The organism is Cupriavidus sp. GW823-FHT07B10 (genome assembly GCF_058794355.1).
Window position 1 is genome coordinate 178,427 of sequence record NZ_JBXAGS010000011.1, and the last position, 15,395, is coordinate 193,821.

A 15,395-nucleotide genomic window follows, 5' to 3' on the forward strand; every position below is an offset into this window, starting at 1 on the left:
GCGAAGCCGGCGGCGTTTCCGGCATCGCTCATGCCGTCTGGAAACTCATCCGCTTTGCCTGCGAGATCGACATGGCCGCCACTTGCACATGCGGGGCCAGCTTGGCCTGGGCGGTTTCCAGCGTCCAGCGCGTGGACGGGACTGAGATATTGATGGCCCCGACCGGCAGCCCGCGGTGGTCGGTGATTGCGGCTGCGACGGAGATGTCGCCGACCACGGTCTGGTTCATGGCCACGGCATAGCCGCGTTCACCGGCCTCGCGGATCGCCGTCATCAGCTTGTCGGGGTCGGTTTCAGTGAACGGCGTGATGGGGTTCAGTGCGGTCGCCCGCACCACCTCCAGGCGCTGCGCTTCGGGCAGCTTCGACAGGATCGCAATCCCGGACGCGGTGTACACGGCCGGGAGCCGGTACCCGACCCCGAAATCGACGTTGATCAGGTGCTGCCCGGGGAAGCGGGCCAGGAACACGATTTCGTGCCCGTCGAGTTCCTGCAGGTTGGCGGTTTCTCCCAGCGTGCGGCTGATATCGAGCAGGTAGGGCGATGCGCGCTCGACCAGGTCGTTGGAGCGCAGGTAGTTGTACGACAGGCCCAGTGCCTTCGGCGCAAGCCCATACATCGCCGAATCGGGCAGGCGCCGGATGTAGCCCAGCTGTTCCAGTGTGTGCACCAGCCGCTGGGTGGCGCTGCGGTCGAGATCGGCCGCCCGGGCGATTTCCGCCATCGACATCAGGCGGCGGTCCGGGCCGTGGAAGGCTTCCAGCACCTGGAAGGCCTTTTCCACCGAACCGACGAACAGGGACGAACGCTCGCGCCTTGTGCGCAGCCCGTTGCCTTCATTACCTGAATCCACACAACCTCCTGCTCGTCCTTGTCATTGTTTTCATGGCTTACAGTGCGGCCAGCCGCGCGGCATGGTCGTCCGAGAGCGCGGCAGCGTCCAGCCTGGCTGCCTGCGGAACGCCGAGCAGCCGCAGCGTGGTCTCGAATTCTCCACGCAGGATGGCCAGGACTTCCGCCACGCCGCGGGGACCGCGCGCCGCCAGCCCGTACAGCGGTGCGCGCCCCACCAGCACGCCGCGGGCGCCCATTGCCAGCGCCTTGGCGATGTCGGCGCCGCGGCGCACGCCGCCATCGACGAATACGTGCATCCCGCCCGCCGCCGCGACGATGGCGGGCAGCATCTCGACCGCGCTGGGCGCGCCTTCCAGCTGGCGGCCGCCGTGGTTGCTGACCACGATGCCATCCAGGCCCTGGCGGGCGGCGATTTCCGCGTCGGCCGGCGTAAGGATACCCTTGATGATGACGGGCCCGTGCCAGTGCCGGCGCAGCCAGGCGATGTCGTCCCAGCACAGCGACATGTCCATCTGCCGGCTCAATCCCGCCGCCTGCGCCTTCAGGTCGTTGGCCATCCCGCTGCTGCGGGCCAGGTTGACCAGCTGCGGCGAGCCGCCCTGGCGCAGCATGCGCAGGCACCACCGCGAATGTGCCGCGAGGTCGGCCAGCAGCCGCGGCGTCCACGGCACCGGCATGCGAAAGCCGTTGCGGATGTCATGGTCGCGCTTGCCGTGCACCATGGTGTCGACGGTCAGCATCAGCGTGCTGAAGCCGGCGGCGCGTGCGCGCGCCATCATGCTCTCGGCGATGGCGCGGTCGCGCTGCACGTAGAGCTGCAGCCACAGGTCGCCGTCGCTGGCTGCGCGCACGTCTTCGATCAGCGAGGTCGATGCAGTCGACATCACGAAGGGCAGTCCTTCAGCGTGTGCGGCCCGTGCCAGCGCCTCTTCTGCCTTCGGCCAGTACAGTCCGTTCAGCCCCGTGGGGCCCACCAGCAACGGCAGGCGGTACTTGCGGCCGAAGATCTCCATGCCGGGATCGATCTCCGTGACGTCGCGCAGCACGCGCGGCCGGAACAGCAGTGCCTGATATGCGGCCAGGTTGCGTGCCAGCGTGCGCCCGTCCTCCGCGCCTCCCTCCAGATAGTCGAAGGCGAAGCGCGACAGCCGGCGCCGCGCCAGGTCCCGATAGTCCTTGATGGCCGGCAGCATGATCGTCGGCGCCTCAGGCGAGGGCGGCCTCGGCTTGCAGCCGCTGCGTCAGTTCGGCACGCAGCTGTGCTTGCAGCCCGGGTGCCGGCGCTACCAGCGGTGCCAGTACCTTAGGCGCGGTCACGCCCACCAGGTCGAGCACGGATTTCAGCGGCCCAGGATTGGTTTCGGAGAAGGCCAGGTCCAGCAACGGAATCAGCTGGCGGTGCAGGCGTACCGCTTGCGCGGTATTGCCGGCCACGCCGAGCTCATAGATGGCGCGCCAGGTGCGCGGCAGCACGGAGGCGGTCACGACCACGCCACCCCTGGCACCCGCCGCCATGTGCAGCGGGAACAGGCTGTCCTCGCCGCTGAACACGCTGAAGCTGTCGTCGACACCCGCCACCACCTTGAGGAAGTGGTACATGTCGGTGTTGCAGGCTTTCATGCCGATGATGTTTTCGTGGCGCGACAGCTCGTGCAGCACCTCGGGCGCGATCGCGATCCGCGTGCGGTAGGGGATCTCGTAGATCATGACCGGCACCGGAGAGGCGTCGGCATAGCGCAGGAAGTAGTCGCGGATGCCTTGCTGGGTCGGCGAGGTGTAATAGGGCGTCAGCACCATCAGGGCAGAGGCGCCGACGCCGGCAAAGGCCTTGCCCGCATCCAGCGCATCGTGGAACCCCGGGTCGAGCACGCCGGGAATGACGGGAACCTGGCCAGCCGCTGCTTCGACACAAAGGGCTGCCATGCGGACGCGCTCCTCGCGCGACAGGGCACCGTATTCGCCGGTGCCGCCCAGCGGCACCACGCCGGCAACGCCGTTGGCCAGCAGGTAGGCCATCAGCTTGCGCGTGGCGTCCTGGTCGATCCTGTCGTCGGCCGTCACGGGCGTCGGGATGGCGGGGAAGATGCCGCGCAGGTCGGCGGCGGTAAGCTTGTTGTTCATGGATAAGGTTCTCAGCGCCCGGCGCTCTTGCGGCGCAAGCGCTCGGCGCAGGTGATCAGGAGGGTAACGAAGACGAACAGGCAGGTAGACACCGCAGCAATCACCGGTGAAAGCTGCAGCGTCACCTCGTCCCAGAACTGCTTGGGCAGGGTGGCGCTCAGTCCGCCAGAGGCAAACAGGGCGATCGTCAGCTCATCGAACGAGGTGGCGAAGGCGAACAGGAAGGACGAGAACAGGCCGGCGGCGAGGATCGGCAGCGTCACGTAGCGCAGCGTCTGCCAGGGCCTGGCGCCCAGGCTTTGCGCCGCCAGGTCGAGCCGCGTGTCGTAGTTGCGCAGCACCGCCATCATCGTCATGACGACGTAGGGCACGGCAATGACGGTGTGGCCGATCATCAGGCCGAGCGAGGTGCCGACCAGCCCGACCCTGGCGAAGAAGTAGAACATCCCCACCGCGATGATCATGCGCGGGATGATGATCGGCGACAGCACGAACGCCAGCAGCAGCGACTTGCCCCGCATCTGCGAGCGCGCCAGCAGGAACGCCACCGGCGTGCCGACCAGCAGCGCCAGCACCGCGGCGCCAAGGCCGACCAGCAGCGAGCGCAGCCCGGCCTGCATCCACAGCGGCGAGGCGAGCATGTCCTGGTAGTGCTGCAGCGTGAAGCCGCGCGGCGGCCAGTTCAGCCCCGACTTGTCGGCGAACGACAGCGGGATCATCAGCAGCGCCGGCACGCTCAGGAACAGCAGCACCATCAGCACGATCGTGCGCAGCGGCAGCGAGTCGCCCGGCTGCGGCTCGCGCCGGCCGCGCGGCACCAGTGCCAGCAGCTTGTCGCTGACCGCTCCCAGTGCGCCCAGCACGCTGTCACCGAGCCGATGCAGCACGCCATCGTGCGCGGCCGCGGAGCGGGTGCGTTGCTCCGCTCCGCCTGCCATCGACGAGAGCCCGAGCACCTTGTCATACAGGGCGAACACCGCCAGCACGACCAGCAGCAGCAACACCGAGATCGAGCCGGCGAAACCCCAGTTCATGGTCTGCTGCACCTGGTCGATGATCAGCTGGGCGACCATGATCTCTTTGCGTCCGCCCAGCAGCGCGGGCACGATAAAGAAGCCGACGGCGGTGACGAACACCATGATGGCGCCGGCCGCCACGCCCGGCATCGAGAGCGGGAAGTAGACGCGCCAGAACGCCGTGCCAGGCCGTGCCCCAAGCGTAAGCGCCGCGCGCGGGAGGTTGCGGTCGATGTTCTCCATCACCGACAGCATGGTCAGCACCGCCAGCGGCATCAGCGCGTGCACCATCGCCACCAGCACGGCACCGAGGCTGTACAGCAGGTTGGAAGGCGCATCCTGGATGCCGGCGGCGCTCAGCAACTGGTTGACCACGCCGTTGCGGCCCAGCATCACGATCCAGGCAAAGGCGCGCACCAGGAAGCTGGTCCAGAACGACAGCAGTACCCAGAACAGCCACTTTGCCTTCCTGTCCTTTGACAGCGAGGAGATCAGGTAGGCCACCGGATAACCGGCGACCACGGAGAGCAGCGTGGTCCAGAGCGAGATCTTCAGCGTGATCAGCATCACGTCGACGTAGACCGACGACGCAAACAGCTGGCGGTACTTGGCCAGCGTGAAGGCACCGTCGCTGTAGACGCTCAGCAGCAGCAGCTGGCCGACCGGGTAGACCAGCAGCACCACGAACAGGAGCACCAGCGGCGCGGCCAGCAAGGCGGGCCGCAGCCAGGGTAGGGGTCGGCGTTGCAGGGCGACGGCGGTCATAGCGAATCCGGGACGGCGACAGCGTCGCTGCGCTGCCAGGTAAGCGTGACTTGCTGCCCGACCGCATGCCGGGAAGCGCCCATCGAGGTGGGGTAGGACAGCACCACCGGGGCCTGGCCGGCGGCATCGGATTCCACGTACAGCTTGGTCAGGCTTCCGGTGATCATGCTGTCAAGCACTTTGCCGCTGACCGCATTGGCGGCGGTGACGCCGTTGGCCATGGCGATGTTCTGCGGCCGCACCATGACCCGCACCTTGCCCCCGGCGGCCACCGGCGCATTGGTGACCGCGTGGGCGACGGCGCCGCCCTGTGCCAGCGCCACCTCCACGTGGTCGCCGCGCACTTCCGTGACGGTGCCCTCGAACAGGTTCGATTCGCCCAGGAAGTCGGCCACGAACAGCGTGCGCGGGCGGAAGTACAGGTCCGACGGCGTGCCAAGCTGCTCGATCTTGCCGCCGTTCATCAGGCAGATGCGGTCAGACATCGTCATCGCCTCTTCCTGGTCGTGGGTGACATAGACGATGGTGGTGCCCAGCTCGCGGTGGATGCGCTTGATCTCCAGCTGCATGTGGTCGCGCAGCTTCTTGTCCAGGGCGCCCAGCGGTTCATCCATCAGGATGATCGATGGCTTGTAGACCAGGCAGCGGGCCAGCGCGATGCGCTGCTGCTGGCCGCCCGAGAGTTCCTTCGGGAAGCGCGCCGCGACGTGGGGCAGGCGGACCATTTCCAGTGCTTCCAGTGCCTGGCGCCTGGCCGTGGCCGCGTCGACCCGGCGCATCTTCAGCGGGAAGGCGATGTTCTCCGCGATCGTCATGTGCGGGAACAGCGCGTAGTTCTGGAACACCATGCCGATATCGCGCTCGTAGGGGGCGCCAAAGGTCACGTCCTTGCCATTGATCAGCAGCTGGCCGCCGTCCGGCACGGCCAGCCCGGCGATCAGGCTGAGCAGCGTGGTCTTGCCCGAGCCCGAAGGGCCCAGGAGGGTAAGGAATTCCCCCTCGGCCACTTCAAGGTCGGTCGGGGCCAGCGCGACGAAGTCGCCATAACGCTTGGTCAGCCCGGAAATCTTGAGTTTGAAATTCGGCATCGTGTCGTTGCTTGTGGTGTCTGGTGAAGAGGTTCAGATCACTTGAGGATCCAGCCGTTGAACTTCTCCATTACCGCGGCCTGGTTGTCGAGCCAGTACTTGGCGTTGATCTGCACGCCCGACTTGATGTTGTCGGGGTGGGTCGGGCAGTTCTTCGCAACCTCGGGCTTGATGTACTTGAAGGCATCCGGCTGGGTCACGCCTGCCGGGAAGTACTCCACCAGCGAGGCCATGCGCTTGGGGTCGGACGCGAACTTGATGAATTCGCGGCAGGCTTGCGCATTCGGCGTGCCGGCCAGGATGGACCAGTTGTCCACGCCCCACAGGTTCTGGTTCCAGACGATGCCGACCTGGGCACCGGAGGCGGCCGCGCTCTGTGCGCGCGACACCCAGGTGGCCACCATGTCGACCTCGCCGGACTTGAGCATCTGCTCTACCTGGGCGCCGGAGTTCCACCACACGTCAACGTTGGCCTTGATCTTCTCCAGGTTGGCGATGGCCTGGTCGACATTGAGCGGATAGAGCGCGGAGGTCGCCGTGCCGGCGGCCATCAGCGACTCTTCCAGCGTGTCGAACGGGTGCTTGCGCAGGGCGCGGCGGCCGGGGAAGTCCTTGACGTTCCAGAAGTCGGCCCACGACGACGGTGCCTTGCGGCCCTTGAAGGCGTCGGTGCGATAGGCCAGGACCGTGCTGTAGACGTTGGTGCCCACGCCGTAGGGCGACATGAAATGCGCCGGAATGGTCTTGATGGTGGCGTCGCCCTCCAGGCCGTGCTTCTCCAGGTAGACCTTGCCGCCCTGCGTCAGCAGCAGGATGGCCGGCTGGCTGATCTTGGCCATGTCCCAGGTGTAGTTCCTGGTCTCGACCATGCTGCGGATCTGCGCCACCGGTTCGGCGTTGGCCTGCACGCCCACGACCTCGATGCCGGTCTTCTCGGTGAACGGCTTGTAGTACACCGCGCTGTAGGCCTTGGTGTAGATGCCGCCGTCGTCGCGCACCACGATGCGCTTGGACTGCGCGCGCGCATATTGCAGCACTGCGGGCGCGGCAAGCGTGCCAAGGCCGGCAGCGGCGACCTTGAGGGCACGCCGGCGAGAAGAGTTGATGGGGCTGTGGTCGTTCATGCGAGCTCCTTGATTGCCGTTATTGCTGGGAAGGTGGGGACGGCAGCAGCCGGCCGGGGTTGAACAGGTCGCGCGGGTCGAGCATGCGCTTGATGCCGTGCATCATGGCGATCTCGACCGCCGGCTTGAACTGCGCCATTTCCTCGGTCAGGACCTGGCCGATGCCATGTTCCGCGCTGAAGGTGCCGCCCAGTTCGTAGGCCACCTGGTCGATGGCGTGCTTGATGCGGGCGGCCACGGCATCGCGCTCTGGCAGCGCTTGCCACTGCGGGAAAGGCACCAGCGGGATGAAGTGGACGTTGCCATCGCCCAGGTGGGCCACGACGATGATCGGCAAGTCCGGCAGGACCGCATGCGCCGCCGCGGTGGCGCGCTCAATGAACTGCGGCACCGCCGAGACCGGCACGGCGCAATCGGTGTTCAGGCCCAGGCCCGCCTTCTTGTTGCCTTCGGAGACGCTATGCCGCACCTGCCACATGGCTTCGCGCTGCGCGCCGCTGGCGGCCACCACGGCATCGTCGACCAGGCCTTCGGCTACGCCTTGCTCCAGCACTTCCTGCAGCACCTCGTCGAGCAGCTCGCGCCGGCCGGTGTCGGCAAGTTCCACCAGCACGTGCCAGGGATGGCTGGCAGGCAACGGCGCACGGCGGCCGGGCACGTGATCGAGCACGATCTGCAACTGCACGTCATTGAGCATTTCAAACGCGGACAGGGTGGCGCCACAGCGCTGCTGGAAGCGTCCCAGCATCTCCAGCGCCGCCTGCGGCGTGCTCACCGCCAGCCACGCCATGGCGTGCGCGGTGGGCAGCGGGTGCAGCTTGAGCGTGGCGGCGGTGATCACGCCCAGCGTGCCTTCGGAGCCGATAAACAGGTGCTTGAGATCGAGGCCGGTGTTGTTCTTGCGCAAGCGGTACAGGCCGTTCCAGACCTGGCCGTCGGGCAGGACCACTTCAAGGCCGAGCACGTTGTCGCGGGTGTTGCCATAGCGCAGCACGCCGGTGCCGCCCGCATTGGTGGCGATATTGCCGCCGATCTGGCAGGAGCCTTCGGCGCCCAGGCTCACGGGATAGAGGCGCCCCTGTTCCGCCGCCGCCTGCTGGATCGCGGCCAGCACGCAGCCTGCCTCGACTTCCATCGAGTTGTTGGCCGCATCGATGGCGCGGATGCGCCGCATGCGTGCCAGGCTGATGACGATGGGCGGCGTGCCGTCCGGGGCCGGCACCGCGCCGCCGCACAGGCTGGTATTGCCGCCTTGCGGCAGCACGGGCACGCTGGCCTGGACCGCGGCCTGCACCACCGCGGCGACTTGCGCGGTGGAGGCCGGCAGCACCACGCACAGCGCCGGGCCCTTATAACGGCCGCGCCAGTCCTCGATGTAGGCGGCTACGTCCGCGGGTTCGGTGAGAACCGCATCGGGTCCCAACAGGTCTTTCAGCTTCAATACAAGTGACATCGCTTTGTGCCCTCGTGCTCGATTGAAGCCATACTAGTCGATTGTCATGAGCATAGGTATAGGTGAAATCCACATACTAGTAATCGCAATGCGATTACTTTGTCGATCGACAGGCAATGGGCTGCAGACCAGATGTCGGGGTTCCTTGTGCGAACGGCCTTCCGTGACAGCGGCCCGGCGGCGTGCCGCCCTACAATCTGATCCTGTCCTGACAACGAGGCTCACCATGTTCACCGCCTGTCCCACAGAAAGAAGCCGTGTCATTGCCGATCGCGTCGAGCGCTTTGTCCGCGACGTCGTGGTGCCCTATGAGCGCGACGTGCGCTGCGAAGCCCATGGCCCGACGGCCGGGCTGGTCGCCGAGCTTCGCGACCTGGCGCGCGCGGCCGGCGTCATGACGCCACATATCCTGCCCGACGGCTCTCACCTGACCCAGCTCGAAACCGCGGCCGTGCTCAAGCGCTCGGGCTTGTCGCCCCTCGGGCCGGTCGCGGTCAACACCATGGCCCCGGACGAGGGGAATATGTTCCTGCTGGGCAAGGTCGCCACGGAGGCACAGCAGCAGCGCTTCCTTGCACCGCTGGTCAGCGGCGAGGCCCGCTCCGCATTCTTCATGACCGAACCGGCGGAAGAAGGCGGGGCCGGTTCCGATCCGTCGATGCTCCAGACCACCGCGGTCAGGGACGGCGACGAATGGGTGATCCGCGGCCGCAAGAAGTTCATCACCGGAGCCGAAGGGGCCAGCGCCGGCATCCTGATGGCGCGCACCGGCGATGGTGAGCGCGCGCAGGCCACCATGTTCCTGGTCGACCTGCCGCATCCGGCGATCCGCATCGAACGCCTGCTCGACACCATCGACAGTTCCATGCCGGGCGGACATGCGCAGGTCCTGATCGACGGCCTGCGCGTGCCGCAGGACCAGGTGCTGGGCGAGGTGGACGAGGGCTTCCGTTATGCGCAGGTTCGCTTGTCGCCGGCGCGGCTGTCGCATTGCATGCGCTGGTTCGGGGGTGTGGCGCGTGCCGACGAGATCGCGCGCGCCTACGCCACCACGCGCAAGGCTTTCGGCAAGCTGCTGATCGACCACGAGGGCGTGGGCTTCATGCTCGCCGAGAACCTGATCGACCTGCAGCAGGCCGCACTGATGATCGACTGGTGCGCCGGGGTGCTCGACGGCGGTTCCCTGGGTACCGCCGAGAGTTCGATGGCCAAGGTGGCCGTGTCCGATGCCTTGTTCCGCGTGGCCGACCGCTGCGTGCAGATCCTCGGCGGCATGGGCGTGTCGCGCGACACCATTGTCGAACAGGTCTTCCGTGAAGTGCGTGCGTTTCGCATCTACGACGGCCCGACCGAAGTCCACAAGTGGTCGCTGGCAAAGAAGATCAAGCGCGATACCCTGGCAGCATCGCATCATGGCTGAGCGCCGCCCTGGCGCCGGGCCTGCCTGAGGGGGCCCGGCAGGTGCCATCGCGCCCATCCCCGATCCAGCGCGCCCTGGCCGTGCTGCGCGCGCTGTCCGATCCGGAAGTGCGCCGCATGAGCGACGTGGCGCGCGCCACCGGGCTCGATCCGGCCACGGCTTCGCGCATGCTCGACCTGCTGGTGCAGGAGGGGTTCGCCACGCGCGACCAGGCGCGCCGCTACGGCATCGGGCCCGAGATCTTCCAGCTGGCAGACGTGGCGCAGCGGCGCGTGGACTTGCGCAAGCTGGCGCGTCCGGCGCTGGAGCGGCTGGTGGAGGCGTTCGAGGATACCGCCGTGCTGACCGAGGCCAGCCGTGGCGAGGCGGTGTGCACCGACCTGGAACCCGGCACGTATGCGATACGGGCGAACTACGTGACGGTCGGCACGCGCCGGCCGCTCGGCGTGGGCGCCGGCAGCCTGGCGGTGCTGGCATGGCTGCCCGCGCCCGAGCGCGCGCGCCGGCTGCAGCAGACCACGCGCAAGCTTGGCAAGCACCCGCGGCTCGATGCCGCGTGCATCGCCGCGGAAATCGAGGCAGCCCGCGCGCGCGGGCATGTGCTGTTTCTCGATTGGGTGGTCGACGGCATGGGCGGCATTGCGGTGCCGATTCTCGACTATGAGGGCCGGCCGATCGGTGCCTTGAGCGTGGCGGCGACGAGCGCGCGTATCCGCTCGCGCGAGGCCGCGCTGGCACGCAAGCTCAAGCAAGAGGCGCGACGCATCACCAGCGCCTGGACGCGCACCGTGATACCGCCGCGGGCCGACGCATGCACCGACGGCCGGCGTGCCAGGGGGCGCCAGTCCGGCGGTGGCTGACGCCTACCCCGGCGAGCCTATGACGCCGGCCCGCGCAGCAGGCCGGCCAGCGCGTCAGGTATCTCGACTTCGAAACGCAGCACGGCACTGGCCAGCGCCTTGCCGTAGTTGTCGATCGCGAGGCTGCGCGACACACCGCCGCCGAGCGCGCCCTCCGCGACGAAGTTGAGCACCTGCAGTCCATCCACTTCATGGCGCGTGACCGCGCCTGTGATCAGCGTGCCGTACAGCGCCTTGAACGCGGGTGCCGTCAGCTGTGCCTTGATATGCGGGTAGAACTCCGGCGCGTAGGCGATGACCGCCGTGTTCGAAGTATTGCCCTTGTCGCCGGAGCGGCTGTGTGCGAGACGTCGCAGTGGTACACGCATGGCGAATCCTCAGAGATAGTGGACCTGGGAGGTGATCAACGCGCGCGGCACCAGTGCCGACCAGACGCCGATGATCTCGCGCGTGCGCTCCTGGTGCGGCACGCGCTTGCCGGTGGAGGCCAGGCCGCAGACCGCCATGCCGTCGATCTCGCGGCCAACCTTGGCGGCTTCGTCGCGCGTGCGGGTGCGCGCGGCGACGCGGACCGCGATTTCGTTGGGCTCGCAGACAGGTTCGGGCGAGGCCGCGCCGTGCACGGCGTTGACGCCGAGGAAGTCGATGCGCACCTCATCCGCCTGCAACCTTGCCATGGCAAAGCGCGCTTCGAGGATGCGTTTGGCCAGCCTGGCCTTTTCCAGGCAACCCGGCCCCGCGTAGAAGAACATGTCTTCACCGATATGCCCTTCGGTGCAGCCCAGCGACACCTTGAGCGTATCGGTGCGCGGCTGCCCGCTCACACCGCTGATGCGCACGCGGTCCGGCCCTACCTGTTCGAGCACCGCGGTCGAGAAGTCGACCACCACGTCCGGCGTGATGTAGCGGCGCGGGTCGTGGACCTCATAGAACATCTGCTCCTTGACGGTCTGCTGGTCGATGCGTCCGCCGCTGCCATCCACCTTGCCGATCACGGCGCTGCCGTCGGCCTCCACCTCGGCGATCGGGAAGGCCAGGTTCCATGGTTCCGGCACATCCTTGTAGCCGGGGTCGCCGAAATATCCCCCCGTCACCTGCGCGCCGCACTCGAGCAGATGGCCGATGGCGCTGCCGCGCGCAAGCCGAGTCACGTCGTCCGGCGACCAGCCGAAATGATGGATCATCGGCGCGAGGAACAGCGACGGGTCGGCCACGCGCCCGGTGATCACGATCTGCGCGCCCGCGCGCAATGCGGCGACGATCGGTTCGGCGCCTTCGTATGGTTCGGCGCTGATCAGGGTTTCACGCAGCGAGGAAACCGGTGCGCCGCTTTCCAGCAGGGTGAGATCCAGCTCGCAGATGCTTCCGGTCAGGTCCGTAGTGGTGACCGCGGCGATTCTGACGCCGGGCAGGCCCAGTTCCTCGCAGAGCTCGGCCACGCGCCGGGCCGCGCCGAGCGGATGAATCCAGCCCTGGTTGCTGATGATGCGCGTGCCATTGGCGATGCACGGGGGCAGCACTGCGCGCATGCGTTCGTCGAGATAGGTGTCGTAGCCGGCGAAGGCCGGGTCGCGCCGCTTGCGCACCTGCGCGGCGGATACCGTGGCCTCGGCCATGGTCTCGAAGCACAGGTAGTCGAGCTTGCCCAGGCGCGCCGAACGCTCGGCCGGCTCGACGCGGTCGCCCCACCAGCCCGATCCCGAGCCGATGCGAAGGGTGTTGGTCTTGGTCATGATTGTCCTGTGTCAGGGGTTGGCGCTGCCCAGCCGCGTCATTGCGGCTTGATGCCGGCGGTCTGGATCACGCGCGACCATTTTTCCGTATCGCTCCTGATCTGCGCCGCGAACGCGGCGGAGCCTTCGCCGCCCGGCTCGGCGCCAAGCTGTTCGATGCGCTTGCGCACGTCGGGCGTGGCCAGCACCTTGTCCACCGCCTGCTGGAGCCGGCGCACGCGCTCGGGCGGCGTGCCGGCCGGCGCGAGCAGCCCGAACCAGGAATTGACTTCATAGCCCGGCAGCCCCGACTCGCGCACGGTCGGCACGGAAGGCAGCACCGAGGCCCGCCTGGCACTGGTGACCGCCAGCGCCGTCACCTTGCCAGCCTGGATCTGTGCGAGCGCGGACGGCAGGTTGTCGAACATCAGGTTGACCTGGCCCGCGAGCAGGTCCGTCATGGCGGGGGCGGCCCCTTTGTACGGCACGTGCTGCATGCTGACGCCCGCCATCATGTTCAGCAACTCGCCTGACAGGTGGGGCGACCCGCCGGTGCTGGTCGAGGCATAGTTGATCTTGCCCGGCTCGCGCCTGGCCAGCGTCACCAGTTCGCCCACCGACCTTGCGTTCAGCGTGCTGTTGACAAGCAGCACGTTGGGGGAATTGGCGACCAGCGTCACGGGCACGAAGTCCCGGGTGCTGTCGTACGGCATGCGCGGGTAAATGAACTGGTTGGTCACCTGCGTGCCCAACGTGCCCATCAGCAGCGTATAGCCGTCAGCTGCACTGCGCGCCACGGCCTCAGCGCCGATGTTGCCGCCCGCGCCCGGACGGTTGTCGACCACGATCTGCTGGCCCAGCGCCTCGCCGGCCTTCTGCGCAACCAGGCGCGCCAGGATGTCAGTGGTGCCGCCGGGCGTGAAGGGCACCACCAGCCGGATCGGACGCGAAGGAAATGCCTCTGCCGCGCAGGCCGGTGCGGACCAGGCGCACAAGGCAGGCAGGGTGGCGAGCGCCGCAACTATGGCACGCCGCGGGCGGGAATGACGCTGCATCGGGTTGTCTCCTGGGCGCGAGGCGGTGCGCGCGCATCTGGTTTCGTTGAGGGAAACTCTGTGCGGGAGATCTTAGGGAGGGGAGCGAACGAGCGTCAAACGAATGCCATATATTTTCATTGGTTGAAAATTTCAGGCGATTTCAAGCGGACCAGTGCCGTGGGCGCGTGGCGATGGAGAGCTGAACATGAAGCCTCGACCTGCGCCGGAAGATGCACCATGGTGGCGGGCGGATGCCGCCATCTGCAAGAGTGACCAGCGCAGCAAGCTTGTGTCGTCCCTCGCCATGCTGGCCCGGGAGACCTGCGACTTCGGGCAGAAGTTCCCGACCGGGTGGTCGGCTGGCGTGCGTTCGGCCTGGCCGTATGGCCCGTTCGATAAATCCGGATTGTCCTCCGGTGCCGCTATCCCGCACTCTAGCGCTGTTTGATAAACCGACCGGCGCGACACAGTCAGCGTGCCGGCGACATGGAGACGGTGATATGTGCGTTCAAGCGGGCAAGGCCACGCTGGCCGGTATGAAGTGGATCACGTGCGGAGCGCTTGGACTGGCGTTTTCCGCGGGGGCGCTGGCAGCGGATGCCTATCCGTCCAAGCCCATCACGCTGGTGGTGCCGTTCTCGGCCGGCGGCCCGACCGATGTGGTGTCGCGGGCCCTTGGCCAGGCCATGTCGAAGGATCTGGGACAGAGCGTTGTCGTGGAGAACAAGCTCGGCGCCGGCGGCACGGTGGCGGCCGCATTCGTGGCGCAGGCGCAGCCCGACGGCTACACCATCCTGATCCACCACAATGGCATGGCGACGGCGCCGGCGCTGTACAAGAAGCTCTCCTACAGCCCGATGAAGGACTTCGAGTACATCGGGCAGGTGGCGGATGTGCCGATGACGCTGCTGGGCCGCAAGGACCTGCCGCCGGCCAACGCGGCGGAGCTGATCAAGTATGTCTCGCAGAACAAGGAGAAGGTCTCGCTGGCCAATGCCGGCCTTGGCGCGGTTTCGCAGCTATGCGGCCTGCTGTTCGAGGAGGCAGTCAAGGTCAAGATGACTTCCATTCCCTACCAGGGCACCGGCCCCGCGCTGACGGCATTGCTGGGCGGGCAGGTGGACCTGCTGTGCGACCAGACCACCTCGACGCTGCCGCATATCAATGCCAACCGGGTCAAGCTGTATGGCGTGACGACGCCTAGCCGCATCAAGGCGCTGCCCAATGCGCCGACGCTGCAGGAAGGCGGCCTGAAGGGCTTCTCGATGAAGGTCTGGCACGGGATCTATGCGCCCAAGGGCACGCCGCCCGAGGTCACTGCCAGGCTGACCAGGGCGCTGCAGCAGGCACTGAAGGATCCCGCCGTGGCCAAGCGGCTTGACGACCTGGGTGCGGAGGTTGTGCCGGTAGACAAGCAGACGCCGGAAGGGCTGCGCACCTGGCTCAAGGCGGAAAGCGACAAGTGGCAGCCGCTGCTGAAGACGATGAAGGTGGAGGCCGACTGACATCCTGCAGGCGGCAAGCGCGCCAGCGCTTGCGTTCCGTTGCACCCTGAATGTACGCCGCGCGACGATGGCTGCGCGGCGTACTTGCGCTTACGCGGCGCCCGCGGAGCAAGCTTCGGGTTAACACCGCAGTAGAAGCCCCAGGCATGCCGCCCCTTGATAGCAGCAGCGGAATTTTCTATTTCACCGTCGCCACGGTTGCTCGCTACCATCGTTTCAAAGGGTGTCGACGCGCAATGCGCCACCCAACCAAAACTATCTTCGTGGAAGAGACATGAAACGCTTGCTTGCTCAAGTAGGGATCGGTGCGCTCATTTCGTTCAGCGCGCACGCCTAGGCTGCTTATCCTGACCATCCCGTCCGCCTGGTCGTACGCTTCGCCGCCGGCGGCAGCACCGACGTGGTGGCGCGCATCGTGTCGAACAAGCTCGGCGCCTTG

The 15,395-nt window shown here is 67.2% G+C and carries 13 protein-coding genes; 3 read left to right on the forward strand and 10 right to left on the reverse strand.

The window, feature by feature from the left end; translation table 11 throughout:
• Positions 1–28: 28 nt before the first annotated feature.
• From AC1Q6V_RS22550 to AC1Q6V_RS22580, 7 genes are read right to left on the reverse strand one after another with little or no spacing between them, the layout of a single operon-like run.
• On the reverse strand, positions 29–853 hold the full coding sequence (locus AC1Q6V_RS22550) for an IclR family transcriptional regulator (protein WP_010810310.1): 825 nt from the start codon (positions 851–853) through the stop codon (positions 29–31).
• 37 nt (positions 854–890) lie between these two features.
• Entirely contained in the window at positions 891–2,048 is a 1,158-nt protein-coding gene (locus AC1Q6V_RS22555) for an alpha-hydroxy acid oxidase (protein WP_454749670.1), read from the reverse strand.
• A gap of 13 nt (positions 2,049–2,061) precedes the next feature.
• Positions 2,062–2,976 (reverse strand): 4-hydroxy-tetrahydrodipicolinate synthase, encoded by a 915-nt coding sequence (gene dapA, locus AC1Q6V_RS22560; protein ID WP_439669232.1) that lies wholly within the window; start codon positions 2,974–2,976, stop codon positions 2,062–2,064.
• 11 nt (positions 2,977–2,987) lie between these two features.
• Entirely contained in the window at positions 2,988–4,757 is a 1,770-nt protein-coding gene (locus tag AC1Q6V_RS22565) for an ABC transporter permease subunit (protein ID WP_011617497.1), read from the reverse strand.
• Positions 4,754–5,845: an ABC transporter ATP-binding protein gene (locus AC1Q6V_RS22570; protein WP_010810306.1), complete on the reverse strand. Its 1,092-nt coding sequence runs from the start codon at positions 5,843–5,845 to the stop codon at positions 4,754–4,756. The genes AC1Q6V_RS22565 and AC1Q6V_RS22570 overlap by 4 nt, the downstream gene beginning before the upstream one ends.
• Before the next feature lie 38 nt (positions 5,846–5,883).
• Complete coding sequence (locus tag AC1Q6V_RS22575; protein ID WP_439669231.1) at positions 5,884–6,969, reverse strand: ABC transporter substrate-binding protein; 1,086 nt, start codon at positions 6,967–6,969, stop codon at positions 5,884–5,886.
• A 19-nt stretch (positions 6,970–6,988) separates the two neighbouring features.
• Complete coding sequence (locus tag AC1Q6V_RS22580; RefSeq protein ID WP_058696497.1) at positions 6,989–8,422, reverse strand: FAD-binding oxidoreductase; 1,434 nt, start codon at positions 8,420–8,422, stop codon at positions 6,989–6,991.
• Between the two features lie 226 nt (positions 8,423–8,648).
• On the opposite strand from AC1Q6V_RS22580, the gene AC1Q6V_RS22585 reads away from it, so the two are divergent.
• Together AC1Q6V_RS22585 and AC1Q6V_RS22590 are read left to right on the forward strand one after the other, a co-directional pair.
• Positions 8,649–9,842, forward strand: coding sequence for an acyl-CoA dehydrogenase family protein (locus AC1Q6V_RS22585; RefSeq protein WP_010810303.1), 1,194 nt, complete (start codon positions 8,649–8,651; stop codon positions 9,840–9,842).
• A 41-nt stretch (positions 9,843–9,883) separates the two neighbouring features.
• Complete coding sequence (locus AC1Q6V_RS22590; RefSeq protein ID WP_010810302.1) at positions 9,884–10,702, forward strand: IclR family transcriptional regulator; 819 nt, start codon at positions 9,884–9,886, stop codon at positions 10,700–10,702.
• 17 nt (positions 10,703–10,719) lie between these two features.
• Here AC1Q6V_RS22590 and AC1Q6V_RS22595 read toward each other — a convergent pair whose 3' ends face one another.
• Genes AC1Q6V_RS22595 through AC1Q6V_RS22605 form a run of 3 tightly spaced genes read right to left on the reverse strand, consistent with a single transcriptional unit; the run spans position 10,720 to position 13,469 of the window.
• Positions 10,720–11,070: an AtuA-related protein gene (locus AC1Q6V_RS22595; protein ID WP_010810301.1), complete on the reverse strand. Its 351-nt coding sequence runs from the start codon at positions 11,068–11,070 to the stop codon at positions 10,720–10,722.
• Positions 11,071–11,079: 9 nt separating this feature from the next.
• Entirely contained in the window at positions 11,080–12,435 is a 1,356-nt protein-coding gene (locus AC1Q6V_RS22600; protein ID WP_010810300.1) for an acyclic terpene utilization AtuA family protein, read from the reverse strand.
• Positions 12,436–12,473: 38 nt separating this feature from the next.
• Positions 12,474–13,469 carry a Bug family tripartite tricarboxylate transporter substrate binding protein gene (locus tag AC1Q6V_RS22605; protein WP_454749669.1) on the reverse strand — a complete coding sequence of 332 codons (996 nt, stop codon included), beginning with the start codon at positions 13,467–13,469 and terminating at the stop codon, positions 12,474–12,476.
• Between the two features lie 482 nt (positions 13,470–13,951).
• On the opposite strand from AC1Q6V_RS22605, the gene AC1Q6V_RS22610 reads away from it, so the two are divergent.
• Positions 13,952–14,956: a tripartite tricarboxylate transporter substrate-binding protein gene (locus AC1Q6V_RS22610; RefSeq protein ID WP_454749668.1), complete on the forward strand. Its 1,005-nt coding sequence runs from the start codon at positions 13,952–13,954 to the stop codon at positions 14,954–14,956.
• The last annotated feature ends 439 nt before the right edge of the window (positions 14,957–15,395 follow it).

Excerpts from the sequence above, each read along its gene's own strand:
- AC1Q6V_RS22575 (WP_439669231.1), bottom strand. The coding sequence starts at position 6,969 with ATGAACGACCACAGCCCCATCAACTCTTCTCGCCGGCGTGCCCTCAAG.
- dapA (WP_439669232.1), bottom strand. The coding sequence starts at position 2,976 with ATGAACAACAAGCTTACCGCCGCCGACCTGCGCGGCATCTTCCCCGCC.
- AC1Q6V_RS22570 (WP_010810306.1), bottom strand. The coding sequence starts at position 5,845 with ATGCCGAATTTCAAACTCAAGATTTCCGGGCTGACCAAGCGTTATGGC.
- AC1Q6V_RS22565 (WP_011617497.1), bottom strand. The coding sequence starts at position 4,757 with ATGACCGCCGTCGCCCTGCAACGCCGACCCCTACCCTGGCTGCGGCCC.
- AC1Q6V_RS22580 (WP_058696497.1), bottom strand. The coding sequence starts at position 8,422 with ATGTCACTTGTATTGAAGCTGAAAGACCTGTTGGGACCCGATGCGGTT.
- AC1Q6V_RS22585 (WP_010810303.1), top strand. The coding sequence starts at position 8,649 with ATGTTCACCGCCTGTCCCACAGAAAGAAGCCGTGTCATTGCCGATCGC.
- AC1Q6V_RS22555 (WP_454749670.1), bottom strand. The coding sequence starts at position 2,048 with ATGCTGCCGGCCATCAAGGACTATCGGGACCTGGCGCGGCGCCGGCTG.
- AC1Q6V_RS22595 (WP_010810301.1), bottom strand. The coding sequence starts at position 11,070 with ATGCGTGTACCACTGCGACGTCTCGCACACAGCCGCTCCGGCGACAAG.
- AC1Q6V_RS22610 (WP_454749668.1), top strand. The coding sequence starts at position 13,952 with ATGTGCGTTCAAGCGGGCAAGGCCACGCTGGCCGGTATGAAGTGGATC.
- AC1Q6V_RS22600 (WP_010810300.1), bottom strand. The coding sequence starts at position 12,435 with ATGACCAAGACCAACACCCTTCGCATCGGCTCGGGATCGGGCTGGTGG.
- AC1Q6V_RS22605 (WP_454749669.1), bottom strand. The coding sequence starts at position 13,469 with ATGCAGCGTCATTCCCGCCCGCGGCGTGCCATAGTTGCGGCGCTCGCC.